13 protein-coding genes and 2 tRNA genes are annotated in these 13827 nt (G+C 70.7%); 11 read left to right on the top strand and 4 right to left on the bottom strand.

Translation table 11 applies throughout. The annotated features are described in order from the left end of the window. The first annotated feature begins 29 nt into the window (after nt 1–29). The 11 genes from gnd to ABD324_RS31400 all read left to right on the top strand — a co-directional run bounded on the left by gnd (nt 30) and on the right by ABD324_RS31400 (nt 11082). Complete coding sequence (gnd, locus tag ABD324_RS31445; RefSeq protein ID WP_344425445.1) at nt 30–1013, top strand: phosphogluconate dehydrogenase (NAD(+)-dependent, decarboxylating); 984 nt, start codon at nt 30–32, stop codon at nt 1011–1013. Then, entirely contained in the window at nt 1014–2144 is a 1131-nt protein-coding gene (recF, locus tag ABD324_RS31440) for a DNA replication/repair protein RecF (RefSeq protein WP_344425442.1), read from the top strand. It abuts the gene before it with no gap. Between the two features lie 69 nt (nt 2145–2213). Next, entirely contained in the window at nt 2214–2879 is a 666-nt protein-coding gene (locus ABD324_RS31435) for a DciA family protein (protein ID WP_344425440.1), read from the top strand. Between the two features lie 395 nt (nt 2880–3274). Next, nucleotides 3275–5266: a DNA topoisomerase (ATP-hydrolyzing) subunit B gene (gene gyrB, locus ABD324_RS31430; protein ID WP_344425437.1), complete on the top strand. Its 1992-nt coding sequence runs from the start codon at nt 3275–3277 to the stop codon at nt 5264–5266. A 56-nt stretch (nt 5267–5322) separates the two neighbouring features. Further along, entirely contained in the window at nt 5323–7830 is a 2508-nt protein-coding gene (gene gyrA, locus ABD324_RS31425) for a DNA gyrase subunit A (protein WP_344425435.1), read from the top strand. A 43-nt stretch (nt 7831–7873) separates the two neighbouring features. Then, entirely contained in the window at nt 7874–8905 is a 1032-nt protein-coding gene (locus ABD324_RS37415) for a DUF3566 domain-containing protein (protein ID WP_425565942.1), read from the top strand. 50 nt (nt 8906–8955) lie between these two features. Further along, nucleotides 8956–9029, top strand: a tRNA-Ile gene (locus tag ABD324_RS31415). 34 nt (nt 9030–9063) lie between these two features. Next, the gene (locus ABD324_RS31410; RefSeq protein WP_344425431.1) at nt 9064–9171 is read left to right on the top strand and encodes a DLW-39 family protein; all 108 of its coding nucleotides are present in this window, start codon (nt 9064–9066) and stop codon (nt 9169–9171) included. 28 nt (nt 9172–9199) lie between these two features. After that, a tRNA-Ala gene (locus tag ABD324_RS31405) sits at nt 9200–9275 on the top strand. A 239-nt stretch (nt 9276–9514) separates the two neighbouring features. After that, entirely contained in the window at nt 9515–9655 is a 141-nt protein-coding gene (locus tag ABD324_RS37410) for a DUF433 domain-containing protein (RefSeq protein ID WP_425565941.1), read from the top strand. A gap of 491 nt (nt 9656–10146) precedes the next feature. Then, nucleotides 10147–11082, top strand: a complete 936-nt coding sequence (locus ABD324_RS31400; RefSeq protein WP_344425428.1) for a cold-shock protein — start codon at nt 10147–10149, stop codon at nt 11080–11082. 222 nt (nt 11083–11304) lie between these two features. Here ABD324_RS31400 and ABD324_RS31395 read toward each other — a convergent pair whose 3' ends face one another. The 4 genes from ABD324_RS31395 to ABD324_RS31380 all read right to left on the bottom strand — a co-directional run bounded on the left by ABD324_RS31395 (nt 11305) and on the right by ABD324_RS31380 (nt 13710). Further along, nucleotides 11305–11799 (bottom strand): pyridoxamine 5'-phosphate oxidase family protein, encoded by a 495-nt coding sequence (locus ABD324_RS31395; RefSeq protein ID WP_344425425.1) that lies wholly within the window; start codon nt 11797–11799, stop codon nt 11305–11307. 111 nt (nt 11800–11910) lie between these two features. Then, nucleotides 11911–12534, bottom strand: a complete 624-nt coding sequence (locus ABD324_RS31390; protein WP_344425422.1) for a GyrI-like domain-containing protein — start codon at nt 12532–12534, stop codon at nt 11911–11913. Next, nucleotides 12531–13070 (bottom strand): maltokinase N-terminal cap-like domain-containing protein, encoded by a 540-nt coding sequence (locus ABD324_RS31385; RefSeq protein WP_344425419.1) that lies wholly within the window; start codon nt 13068–13070, stop codon nt 12531–12533. Before ABD324_RS31385 ends, ABD324_RS31390 begins: the two co-directional genes overlap by 4 nt. Nucleotides 13071–13098: 28 nt before the next feature. Next, on the bottom strand, nt 13099–13710 hold the full coding sequence (locus ABD324_RS31380) for an FMN-binding negative transcriptional regulator (RefSeq protein WP_344425417.1): 612 nt from the start codon (nt 13708–13710) through the stop codon (nt 13099–13101). Nucleotides 13711–13827: the final 117 nt, after the last annotated feature.

Genomic DNA, 13827 nt, shown 5'->3' with positions numbered 1-13827 from the left:
TCGATCGGGGTCGGCCGGGATGCGGCACGATGGCGCCGTACCCACGATCGACTCATGAGGAGCGGGACGTGCAACTCGGACTGATCGGCCTGGGCCGCATGGGCGGCAACATGCGGGACCGGCTCCGCGCCGCGGGCCACGAGGTCGTCGGGTTCGACCCGCGCCCGGAGGTCACGGACGTGCCGTCGCTGGCCGAGCTGGCCGCGGCGCTCGAGGCGCCCCGCGTGGTCTGGGTGATGGTGCCCTCGGGCGACCCGACCCGGTCGACGGTGCGCTCGCTCGCCGAGATCCTCGAGCCCGGCGACCTGGTGATCGACGGCGGCAACTCCCGCTACACCGACGACGGCCCGAACGCGGAACTCTTGTCCGCCAAGGGGATCGGCTACGTCGACTGCGGCGTCTCCGGCGGCATCTGGGGCAAGGACAACGGCTACGGCCTGATGGCGGGCGGGGCGCAGGAGCACATCGATCTCGCCATGCCGATCTTCGACGCGCTGCGCCCCGAGGGCCCGCGCGAGGAGGGCTTCGCCCACGCCGGCCCGGTCGGCGCCGGCCACTTCTCCAAGATGGTGCACAACGGCATCGAGTACGGCCTGATGCAGGCCTACGCCGAGGGCTTCGAGCTGATGGAGGCCGCGCCCCTGGTGGAGAACGTGCCGGCGGTGATCCAGGCCTGGTCGCGAGGCACGGTCGTCCGTTCCTGGCTGCTCGACCTGCTGGTCAACGCGCTCAACGAGGACCCGCACCTCACCGAGCTCGAGGGCTACGTCGACGACTCCGGCGAGGGCCGCTGGACGATCGAAGAGGCCATCACCCACGCCGTCCCGCTGCCGGTGATCTCCGCCGCCCTGTTCGCGCGCTTCGCCTCGCGGCAGGACGAGTCGCCGGCGATGAAGGCCGTCGCGGCGCTGCGCAACCAGTTCGGCGGCCACGCGGTGAAGAAGTCCGCCGGTCCCGCGGGCGCCCCGGGCGACCACGCCGGCCCCAGCTCCGGGTCGGGCTCGACCCACTAGATGCACCTGCGGCGACTGGCCGTCGAGGACTTCCGCTCCTGGGAACGCGCCGAACTCGAGCTCGAACCGGGCGTGACGGTCCTCGTCGGGTCCAACGGCGTGGGCAAGACGAACCTGGTCGAGGCGATCGGGTACGTCGCCACCCTGGGCTCGCACCGCGTCGCCAACGACGCCCCGCTGATCCGGCGGGGCGCCGAGCGCGCCATCGTCCGGGCGCAGGTGATCCACCACAGCCGCGAGCTCAACGTCGAGCTCGAGATCACCGCCGGCAAGGCCAACCGGGCGCGGGTGAACCGCGCGCCGGTGCCGCGGCCGCGCGAGATCCTCGGCATCCTCCGCAGCGTGCTGTTCGCGCCCGAGGACCTCGCCCTGGTCCGCGGCGACCCTGGCGAGCGCCGCCGTTTCCTGGACGAGCTGCTGGTCGCCCGGTACCCGCGGTTCGCCGGCGTGCGCAGCGACTACGAACGGGTGCTGCGCCAGCGCTCCGCGCTGCTCAAGACCGCGCGCCACCGCAACGCCGATCTCTCGACGCTCGAGGTGTGGGACGGGCACCTGGCCCGCCACGGCGCCGCGCTGCTGGCCGGCCGGCTCGAGCTGGTCGACGGGATCGCACCCCACGCCGAGAAGGCGTTCTCCGAGGTGGCACCGAGCTCGGACCCGCTCACCCTCGCGTACAAGTGCTCGATCCCGGGCGAGCTGGACCGCGCGAACCTCGAGATCATGCTGCTCGACGAGCTGGCCCAGGTCCGCCGCCAGGAGATCGAGCGCGGGGTGTGCCTCGTCGGCCCGCACCGCGACGATCTCGTCCTCGGCCTCGGCGAGGGACCGGCCAAGGGCTACGCGAGCCACGGTGAGTCGTGGGCGATCGCGTTGGCGCTGCGGCTCGCGTCCTACCGCCTGCTGAAGGCCGACGACGTGGAGCCGGTCCTCATCCTGGACGACGTCTTCGCCGAGCTGGACGCGCAACGGCGCCGCGCGTTGTCCACGGTCGCCGCAGAGGCGGAACAGGTCATCGTGACGGCGGCGGTCGAGGAGGACGTCCCGACGGAGCTCCGGGGTGTCCGTTTTGCGGTGGGCGGCGGGCAGGCGGTCCGCGGTCCGGCGCCCGTGGAGCCTCCGAACGGCACCTGACGTGCAGGGGAACGCAAGATGACGAGCGCCTCGGCAGGAGGCGCCTCTGGGGACAAGGTTGTGGATACTGTGGATAACCCACGCTTCACCGGTGACTCCCGTCACGGCACACCGCCGAACGCGACGGATCGACCGCCGACCCCGGATTCTGCCCACAAGCCTGTCCACACCCCTGGGGACACCGCGGAACCGACCGCTCGCCGTGAGGACGGGGGGACGGGGGAGAAGCGTGGGTCGGACCTCGCCCGTGACGCCCTCGCCGCGGCCCGCGAGGCCACCGCGCAGAAGCGCGCGCAGCAGGCGTCCGAGCAGCGCGGTGCCCGGCCGAAGGGGTTCGGGCGGGGCCGCCGGCGCCGCTGGTCGGGTCCCGGACCGGACAATCGTGACCCCCAGCCGTTCGGCAAGACGGTGTCGCGGGTCGCGATGGACCGTGGCTGGTCGTCGCGGCTCACGGACGCGAACGTGCTGGGTCGCTGGAACACCCTGGTCGGCCCGGACATCGCCGACCACTGCACGCCGATCTCGCTGCGGGACGGCGAGCTGATCCTGCAGGCGGAGTCCACGGCCTGGGCGACGCAGCTGCGCACCCTGCAGCGCCAGCTGCTGCAGCGGCTCGCCGCGGCGGTCGGCCCCGACGTCGTCCGCCGGATCCGGGTGACCGGACCGCAGGGCCCCAGCTGGCGCCACGGCCCCCGACACGTCCGCGGCCGTGGCCCCCGTGACACCTACGGCTGAGCCACCGGCCGCGGTGAGCGAACGGCCCTCTCGCTCGTACCTAGTGAGCGAACGGGCCGCTCACCGGGGGCCGGGAGGGTGCGCCGAGTGAGCGAACGGGCCGCTCGTTCACTCCCGCCCGTTCACTCCCGGGTGACCGTTCGCGTCCGCCAGAGGCCCGCTGAGCGCCACATGACGCCGCGACAGCGCCGTTCGACCCCCATTTCCGCCGTCGGGACCCGATTCGGAGCCCGATCGCGCGGCTGTGACGGTTCTGGACGTGTCCTAGCCGCCTTTCTGTCGGAGCGGACCGGTAGAATCAACGGTGTACCGAGTCGGGCCCCGTACCCGTCCCGGTCCTGTTGCCGGTTCCCGCACCCGGGCGCCGGCTCTCGTGGCGAGGAGACCAGCAGCCCGTGGCGGAGAAGAAGAGCGGCTACAGCGCATCGTCGATCACGGTCCTCGAGGGCCTGGAAGCCGTCCGCAAGCGCCCCGGCATGTACATCGGCTCCACCGGTGAGCGGGGTCTGCACCACCTCATCTGGGAGGTCGTGGACAACGCCGTCGACGAGGCGATGGCGGGGTACGCGACCAAGGTCGAGGTGACCCTGCAGGACGACGGCGGGATCAAGGTCGTCGACGACGGCCGCGGCATCCCGGTCGGCATGCACCCCGTGGAGAAGAAGCCCGCGGTCGAGATGGTGCTGACCATGCTGCACGCCGGCGGCAAGTTCGACAGCGACTCCTACGCGGTCTCCGGCGGCCTGCACGGCGTCGGCGTCTCGGTGGTGAACGCGCTGTCCACGGAGCTGGACGTCGAGATCCACACCGACGGGTTCGTCTGGCGCCAGCACTACACGCGCTCGGTCCCCGGCGAGCTGCACAAGGGCGAGCCCACCACGAAGACCGGCACCACGATCGTCTACTGGGCGGACCCGGGGATCTTCGAGACCACCGTCTACAACATCGAGACGATCCGCCGCCGGCTGCAGGAGATGGCGTTCCTCAACAAGGGGCTCACCATCGTCCTGAAGGACGAGCGCAACGGGCACTCCGGCGAGGAGGCCTCCGACGACACCGAGCCGGACGCCGAGGGCTTCGTGGCGAAGGTCAAGGAGAGCGTCTTCTGCTACCCGAACGGGCTGGAGGACTTCGTCGCCTTCCTGAACAAGGCGAAGGACCCCATCCACAAGAAGCTGGTGTCGTACTCCGGCGAGGCCCCCGGGCACGCCGTCGAGGTCGCGATGCAGTGGAACTCGGGCTACTCCGAGTCCGTCTACACCTTCGCCAACACGATCAACACCCATGAGGGCGGCACCCACGAGGAGGGCTTCCGCTCCGCGCTGACCACCACGGTCAACAAGTACGCGCGGGACAAGAAGCTGCTCAAGGAGAAGGACCCGGCCCTGTCGGGCGACGACATCCGCGAGGGTCTCGCCGCGATCGTCAGCGTCAAGGTCAAGGAGCCCCAGTTCGAGGGGCAGACCAAGACCAAGCTGGGCAACACCGAGGTCAAGTCGTTCGTCCAGAAGATCAGCAACGAGTGGCTCACGGACTGGTTCGAGCGCAACCCCACCGAGGCCCGGATCATCGTCAACAAGGCGGTGTCGAGCGCCCAGGCCCGGCTCGCGGCCCGCAAGGCCCGTGAGCTGGTGCGCCGCAAGAGCGCCGGCGACATCGGCGGCCTGCCCGGCAAGCTGGCGGACTGCCGGTCCACGGACCCGACGCGGTCCGAGGTCTACATCGTGGAGGGCGACTCCGCGGGCGGCTCGGCCAAGTCCGGCCGGGACTCGATGTTCCAGGCGATCCTGCCCATCCGCGGCAAGATCATCAACGTCGAGAAGGCCCGGATCGACCGCGTCCTCAAGAACACCGAGGTCCAGTCCATCATCACGGCGCTGGGCACCGGCATCCACGACGAGTTCGACCTCGCCAAGCTGCGCTATCACAAGATCGTGCTGATGGCGGACGCGGACGTCGACGGCCAGCACATCCGCACGCTGCTGCTCACCCTGCTGTTCCGCTTCATGCGGCCGCTGGTCGAGGCCGGGCACGTGTTCCTGGCCAACCCGCCGCTGTACAAGATCAAGTGGGGCGGTCGCGGCTCCGAGCCGGAGTTCGCGTACTCGGACGCGGAGCGGGACGGGCTGATCGCCGCCGGCCGCGAGGCGGGCAAGAAGCTGCCGAAGGAAGAGGGTGTGCAGCGCTACAAGGGCCTCGGCGAGATGAACGCCAAGGAGCTGTGGGAGACCACGATGGACCCGAGCGTCCGGATGCTCTCCCGCGTCACCCTGGACGACGCCGCCACGGCGGACGAGCTGTTCTCCGTGCTGATGGGCGAGGACGTGGAGTCCCGGCGCTCGTTCATCACGCGCAACGCCAAGGACGTCCGGTTCCTGGATGTCTAGCGCAGACGTCTGATTCATACGTAAGTCTCATACGAACGTATAGATAGCGAGCTCTCGTGACAGACACCCTGGACCCCCCGCTCCCCGGCGCAGGTGGTGGCGACCGCATCGAGCCGGTCGACATCCAGCAGGAGATGCAGCGCTCCTACATCGACTACGCGATGTCGGTCATCGTCGGCCGGGCGCTGCCGCTGGTCGAGGACGGCCTCAAGCCGGTGCACCGGCGCGTCCTGTACTCGATGGGGGAGAACGGCTTCCGGCCGGAGCGCTCCTACGTCAAGTGCGCCCGCGTCGTCGGCGAGGTGATGGGTAACTACCACCCGCACGGCGACTCGGCGATCTACGACGCGCTCGTCCGGCTCGCGCAGCCGTGGGCGCTGCGCTACCCGCTGATCGACGGCCAGGGCAACTTCGGCTCCCGGGGCAACGACCCCGCGGCGGCCATGCGGTACACGGAGTGCCGGCTCACCCCGCTCGCGATGGCGATGCTGCAGGACATCGACGAGGACACCGTCGACTTCGCCGACAACTACGACGGCAAGACGCAGGAGCCCCTGGTCCTGCCGGCCCGCGTGCCGAACCTGCTGATCAACGGTTCCGTCGGCATCGCGGTCGGCATGGCCACGAACATCCCGCCGCACAACCTGCGCGAGGTCGGGGACGGCGTCGTCTGGGCGCTGGACAATCCCGAGGCGAGCGACGAGGAGCTCCTCGACGCGCTGATGGCGCGGATCAAGGGCCCGGACTTCCCGACGGCCGGCCTCATCGTCGGGCGGGAGGGCATCGAGTCCGCCTACCGCACCGGCCGCGGCTCGGTGCGCATGCGCTCGGTCGTCGAGGTCGAGGAGGACGCCAAGGGGCGCACCATCCTCGTCGTCACCGAGCTGCCGTACCAGGTCAACCCGGACAACCTGGTCGAGTCCATCGCGAGCATGATCCGCGACGGCAAGATGACCGGCATCTCCGAGATCAACGACGAGTCCTCGGACCGCATCGGCATGCGGATCGTGTTCACGCTCAAGCGCGACGCGGTGGCCAAGGTCGTCCTGAACAACCTCTACAAGCACAGCCAGCTGCAGACCGGCTTCGGCGTCAACATGCTGGCGATCGTCGACGGCGTGCCCCGCACGCTGCGCCTCGACCAGGTCATCCGGCACTACATCCGGCACCAGATCGAGGTCATCGTCCGGCGCACCCGCTACCGGCTGCGCAAGGCCGAGGAGCGGGCCCACATCCTGCGTGGCCTGGTCAAGGCGCTCGACGCGCTCGACGAGGTCATCGCGCTCATCCGCGCGTCGCAGACCGTCGACATCGCGCGCCAGGGCCTCATCGAGCTCCTCGAGGTCGACGAGATCCAGGCCCAGGCGATCCTCGACATGCAGCTGCGGCGCCTCGCCGCCCTCGAGCGCCAGAAGATCATCGACGAGCTGGCCGAGATCGAGCTCGAGATCGCAGACTACGAGGACATCCTGGCGCGGCCCGAGCGGCAGCGGCAGATCGTGCGCGACGAGCTCATCGAGATCGTCGAGAAGCACGGCGACGAGCGCCGCACCCGCCTGGTCGCGGACGACGGCGAGGTCACCAACGAGGACCTCATCGCCGTCGAGGACGTGGTCGTCACGATCACCCGCACCGGCTACGCCAAGCGCACCAAGACCGACCTCTACCGGGCGCAGAAGCGCGGCGGCAAGGGCGTGCAGGGTGCCACGCTGAAGCAGGACGACATCGTCGCCCACTTCTTCGTGTGCTCCACGCACGACTGGATGCTGTTCTTCACCAACAAGGGCCGGGTCTACCGGCTCAAGGCCTACGAGCTGCCGGAGGCGAACCGCAACGCCCGCGGCCAGCACGTGGCCAACCTGCTGGCGTTCCAGCCGGGCGAGGAGATCGCCCAGGTCATGCAGATCAAGGACTACCAGGCGTCACCGTATCTCGTCCTCGCGACGAGAAACGGCCTCGTGAAGAAGTCGCGCCTGGAGGACTTCGACTCGAACCGGTCGGGCGGCCTGATCGGCATCAACCTGCGCGACGAGGACGAGCTGGTCGGCGCGGTGCTCTGCAGCGCCGAGGACGATCTGCTCCTGGTGTCCGCCGAAGGCCAGTCCATCCGGTTCACCGCCAGCGACGAGGTGCTCCGCCCGATGGGCCGCGCCACGTCCGGCGTGCTCGGGATGAGGTTCAACTCGGGCGACCGGCTGCTGTCCATCGGTGTGGTCCAGGCGGACACGTTCGTGCTGGTCGCGACGGCCGGCGGGTACGCCAAGCGCACCCCGATCGAGGACTACCCGGTCCAGGGTCGCGGCGGCAAGGGGGTGTTGACGCTCCAGTACGACAGGCGGCGTGGCACGCTGGTCGGTGCGCTCATCGTCGGGATCGACGACGAGCTGTACGCGATCACGTCGACCGGCGGCGTCATCCGGACCTCGGCCCGCGAGGTGCGGAAGGCGGGCCGGCAGACCAAGGGGGTCCGGCTGATGAACCTCGGCGAGACGGCCACACTGCTGGCGGTCGCGCGCAACGCCGAGGACGATGCGGACGAGGACGGCCCCGAGGTGACCGGCTGAGCCGGTTCCCCTGCATCCGAGAAGTCGAGGAGAGCACCACCTCGTGAGCGAGAACGACAAGTCGGCGCCGTCGCCGGAGACCGGCGACGGCAAGCCGCGCGACAACGGACGGATCGCGACGGACTCGCCGCTCCTGCCGGAGGACGGTGCGGCCGCTGCTCCGGCAGAGGCCGCCACCGAGGACCGCACGACGCCGGCGGGAGCGACCCCGGGTAGATCCGGGAACGGGTCCGCAGGCTCGGTCTCGCCCGGGAACGGGTCCGCACCGGCCGGCAACGGGTCGGCTGCCTCCTCGTCGGGAAGTGCGTCGTCGGGTACGGCGGCGACAGGTGCCGGTCCGGCCGGCACGCCGTCCACCGACGCGGCGTCGTCCGGTTCCAGGGCGGGCGAGCCCGCCCGCCCGGTCCCGCACCCCCGTCCCGAGGGCGTGGCCCCCGCAGCCGCGGCGGCGAAGCCCGCCGCGGACGAGGACCAGACGGACATCGTGTCCGCCCCGCCGCCGTGGCGGCGGGCCCCCGGCGACGAGGTCACGGAGCGGGGTACCCGCCCCGCCCCGGCGGCCCCGGCGAGCGTGGATTCGCTCCTCAGCGACGCCCCCACGGCCTACATCGACCGGGGCAAGGCCGGCCTCCCCGGTGCCGGCGCCGGAGCGGCCGCGTCGACCGCCACCCGGGAGCGCGAGCACGTCGAGATCCCCGCGGTGGCCAGCCGCGCGCCGCGCCAGGCGCTGCTGCAGGTCAAGCGGTTCGACCCGTGGTCGGTGCTGAAGCTGGCCCTCGTCCTGGCCGTGGTGCTGTTCTTCATCTGGCTGGTCGCGGTCGGCGTGCTGTACGGCGTGCTCGACGGCATGGGCGTCTGGGACCGCCTCAACGGCACCTACGCCGACCTGGTGTCGGGCGGCCAGCAGGGCGGCGGCGCGTTGATCAGCGCCGGCAGCGTCTTCGGCATCGCCGCGGTCATCGGGGCGATCAACAGCCTGCTGTTCGCCGTCGCGATGACGGTGGGCGCCTTCGTCTACAACGTGTCCGCCGACCTGGTCGGCGGCATCGAGGTTACGCTCTCCGAGCGCGACTGACCCCCCGTCGGGCGGCGTGCGGAGGTCCTGTAAAGTTCTGCACGCCGCAGGGGCCTATAGCTCAGTTGGTTAGAGCGCATCGCTGATAACGATGAGGTCGCTGGTTCAAATCCAGCTAGGCCCACTTCCCACCGGCACCAGTTCCGAAGGTGATCTCCATGAAGAAGCTCCTCGTCCTGGTCGCCGCTGCCGGCGCCGCGTTCTTCGTCCTCCAGAAGGTCAAGGCCCGCTCGGCGCAGGACCCCTGGCAGGACGCCACCCGCTGACCCGGCCACGGGGTAGCGTGAGGGCCCCGGGGACGTAGCTCAATTGGCAGAGCACCGCCTTTGCAAGGCGGGGGTTAGGGGTTCGATTCCCCTCGTCTCCACCACACTGAGCTGCGGTGATGCCAGTTCCAAGGTCACATGATGATCATCTGGCACTGGTCCGACGGGACAGTGTGCTGCCGCCCTGTCCATGGCCGGTTGGCTTGTGTGTAGAGGTCGGACTCCCACAGGTGCCCAGCCCAGCTGGAGCAGGTCGGAGTCGGCCCTCGCGCCGGTACGCTGCCTCATGACGCGTCTGGATCGCATCGCGTCGGACCCGGCGGTGTGCCACCAATAGCCGGCGGTGCGGGGTCTGCTCTACACCGTCGAGAGCCTGCTCGAGCTGTGGTCAGCCGGGATGAGCATCGACGAGGTGCTTGAGAACTACCCGACCTCGAGCGTGACGATCTGCTCGCGGCACTGGAGTTCGGCGCGTTGGCGGTAGGTCGCCGTCGGGGGGTCCCGCTCGGCGCCGCGTGAGGTTCCTCGTCGACGCGCGGCTACCTGCGAGACCGGCACGAGCCTTGTCCGGCGCCGGCCACGATGCGCTGCACACCACCGATCTGCCGGAGTGCAACCGCACGACGGATGCGTAGATCGCAGTTGTGGCTGACCGGGATGGTCGTGTGCCGCGTGAGGACGGTCCGGACCGTTTGTCGTGACATCAGGCTGCCCGGCTTCGGGCGTAGTACGTCAACCTCGCGACGCTCGCGACAGGTTTCGAGCTGCGGCTAGAACTGCCTCAGGTGTGCGCTGACGATGGCAATGAACGCTGGACGGAAGCCGCCACTGGAGGCAACCACGACACGTGTCGCGACGTGAACCAACGCCCCGCCCCTGGATCCGCACCGCCCCCTGTGGGCCCGGCCCGACGGACCGCGAGGTCCGTCAGAGAGACTGGGGGTAAGTGCCCGCCCTCTCGACCTGGAGCCTTTGATGTCGCAGGGAACCGTCCGTTGGTTCGACACCGAACGGGGTTTCGGCTTCCTCGCGCCCGAGGACGGCTCGCCGGACGTGTTCGTGCACGCCTCCGAGATCGTCGGGGACGGCAGCGCGAAAGTGCTCCGCGAAGGTCAGGCTGTCGTGTTCGAGCTCGGCGAGAACGACCGCGGGCCCCAGGCGCTGCGCGTTCGCGTCACTGCCGATGCGGCCACCGACAGCGCCGTGGGCATGCTGGGCACCGTCAACTGGTACGAGCCGGGCAAGGGGTACGGCTTCGCGACGCCGGACGGCGGCGGAGCCGACATCTTCGTGCACAGCTCCGCCATCGTGACCGGCGGCGTGGTCACCGAGGGGCAGCGGGTGGCCTTCCTGATCGTCGAGGGCGAGCGCGGCCCGCAGGCCGGGCACGTGATCCCGCTGGGAGCGGAGGCCGGCCCACCCGCTGCGGCCGGCACCGCGGACGGTGCCGACGGCACGGTGGCCTGGTACGACGAGGACAAGGGTTTCGGCTTCATCAACCCCGACTCCGGCGCGGGGGACGTCTTCGTGCACGTCCGGGCCCTGGCCGAGGGGCTGACGTGGCTCGCGGAGGGCGACCGCGTCGGCTTCGAGGTGACCAACGGAGACAGGGGCCCGCAGGCCCGCGACGTGCATCTGGTCCGGGAGCCCCCGCCGGCGCCGCGGCGGTCGGCACCGGCCGCAGGGCCGGCGGCGCGGAACGTGCCCGTGCGAGGCGGCGAGGGTGTCGTCGCGCGCTACGACGGCGACCGCGGCTTCGGCTTCATCACCCCGGACGCAGGCGGCGACGATCTCTTCGCCCACGTGTCCGTGGTCATGGGCTCCGAGCCGCTGCAGAAGGGCGACCGGGTGCGGTACGCGATACGTCAGAGCGACCGGGGCCCGCAGGCCGACCGCATCGAACGCCTCTGAAGAGGCGGCCCCACCTATGGCTGATCACCTCCCGACGAGAGTGCTCGTTCATCCCCGTCCACCATGGACACAGTGGCGCTGACGATGGCAAGGAACGCTCGTCAGACCCTGACACTGGAGGCGGCTCGGGCAGCGGCTGCGACGCTCTGACCTGCCCTCCGGCGGTCGATCTGCTTCGGGAAGGCCTCGGCTGCCGCGGACGCTCCGCCGGCGCCGCCAGACTCAGGAGAGGTCGACGACGTCGGAGTCGCCGCCGTCGTAGCGCTCGCCGGTCACCTTGGCCTTGGCGAAGCTGATCGCGGAGGCGACCAGGCCGCCCGGGGTGTCCCAGTACTCGCCGGCCTCGGCAGTGAAGTGGACGAGGGTGAGGTCGGGATCGTCCACCCCGCCGGGCATCCACGCCTCGACCATGGAGTTCCACAGGTCCCTGGCCTTGGCGCGATCGTCGACGAGCTCGGCGGTGCCGGACAGGGACACCCAGGTGCTGGCGGAGCTGAGACTGACACCGGTCGTCGGTGAGGCGGCGATGTTCTGTGCGGTGCGGGAGTCCTTCTCGACGAAGAACCAGAGGTCGCCGTCGAACTCGGTCTCCTGCTGGGCCATCGGCCGGGCGGTGAGGTGGCCCGCCGGATCGACGGTCGTCAGCATCGCGATCGAGATTCCGCGGGTGAGCTCCGCGATCTTCGCGACGGCGTCGGGGCTGGTGTTGGCGGTCATGGTCGCGGATGCCCGTCGCGGGGTGGGGCAAACGGGAGACCGGCTCGTGAACCCCGCCCGCAAAGGTTCCGCTCGTCTCGTCACGCGGCCTGCGCGCGCGACCGTGGTGTCTCACCGTCGGGGCGGCGCGTCGGTCACGGGTTGTCGAAGGATCGTGCGGAGCCTCGCCGGGGCGGTCCTCCGCGGGTCACCGAGGTAGATCTCGTGGTGCTTCCCCGCCGGGGCCAGGCCGTGGGCCGGGATGAAGTCGTGGTGGATGTGCCGGAGGAGCGGGGCCTCGTCGTCGTAGGGGCCGATGTGGAGGGCCTGCACACAGCGGCCCTCCGCCAGCGTCTCCAGGCGGAGGTCGCCGAGGCGAGCGGGCCGGCTCCTCGCGGTCACCCGGGCGACCGCGTCGTCGAACAGCTCCGGTGTGACCCATTCCGGGACCATGATCATCATGGTCCAGTCCCAAGCGGTCTTGTCGCGAGCCGTGGTGAAGGTGGACATGTCGTCCGCCCACCACAGCCCCTCCAGCGGCATCACGACGTGGTCGCGCCCGACCTGCTTGCCGGCGAACTTGAGGGCGTAGGCCACCGGGTACAGCGCCTCGACCGCGTGCGTGTAGACCTGCGTGTTCGGGTCGCCGTGGCCGTCGATCATGAGGTACTGCAGGTCGGGCACGTCGAGGAGCTGCGGCGTGTCCCGTCTCGCCCGGTAGCACGCGAGCTCCCGCTTGAGGTCGCGCTTCGTCACGAGGCCGTCCGCAGCACCGCCGCCCGATGGCGCGTCCCGTCGGCGTCGAGCCAGGTGGCCGACACCGCACCGGACGACCCGGACACGAGGTGGCGGACGAACTCGACGTCCGCGGCGTCCGGCACGGGCTCGACGTGCACGGTCCGGTCGACGGTGTTCGACTCCGACTGGGCCTGCGGGAGCACCTCGCCGCGCAGCAGCGCACGGGCCTGGGCGCGGAGGACCGGATCCGTCGGGCCGTCGTAGGTGTGGCGCAGGCCGAGGACGCCGTGCTCCATGGTCCCGACGGGCGTGCCGCCCGCCGGCGCGGCCCGGTAGGCCAGGGGGACCAGGTAGGCGTCGACGTCCGGGCTCGCCGTGTCCGTCACGATCATCAGCTCGATGCCGACCTCGCCGGCCGGGTCGTCGAGGCGGAAGCCGCCGGCCTTCGTCAGCGCGGGGTCGCCGATGCCGCGGTACCAGTCCTGGCCGGGCAGCCAGGCGGCGAGCAGCTCGAGCTTGGTCGGCGTCAGGATCGTGCGATGGACGATGGCCACGGGCAGAGGCTGCCACAGCGGGCCGGGATCAGGACCGGGGACGACGCCGCGCAACCGCCTCGGCACCGCGATGGTCGCCCACCGACCGCAGGCCCTCGATCACGCCGTCGACGTCGGCCGTCGGCCTGTTCTGGCTGAGCTTGACCTTCGCGTCGATCCGCTCGATCCGCACCTCGACGCCGACGATCGCCCGCAGCTGTCCGCGGACGAACCTCTCGGGCGCGTCGTCGACGCTCCAGGAGGGCTCCCGACCCGACTCGTGCAGGTCGGTCAGGCGCCGGACGACGTCCTCGACCCACTCGACGTCGTCATGGACGACCACGGTGCCGTGGATGTGGGCGGTCAGGTAGTTCCAGGTCGGGACGACGCGGCCGTGCTCGGCCGTGGACGCGTACCAGGTGGGGCTGACGTAGGAGTCGGGGCCGCGCATGATGACCAGGCCCTGCTGTCCGTCGGCGCGCGTCCAGTGGTCGTTGTTGCGGGCGACGTGGCCGAGCAGCCGGTCGCCGTCGTGCACGAACGGCAGGAACGTCGCCTCGAGACCGCCCGGACCTGCGGTGATGAGGTCCGCGGCGCCGTGGTGGTCCAGCAGGTGCTGCACGTCCTGGTCGTCGGGCGCGAAGTGGGCGGGTACGTACACGGTGCTCCTCGGCGGTCGTCCGGCTGCTCCATGATGCGACGGGTTCCGGCCCGAGTCGGAGGAATATCGGGGGCCGCTGCGCCCCGATCCGGATCGACCGGTCACCGCGCTCTGACG

It is taken from the genome of Pseudonocardia ailaonensis, assembly GCF_039531635.1.
Lineage (GTDB): Bacteria > Actinomycetota > Actinomycetes > Mycobacteriales > Pseudonocardiaceae > Pseudonocardia > Pseudonocardia ailaonensis.
This window is presented reverse-complemented; position numbering and strand designations above follow the sequence as displayed.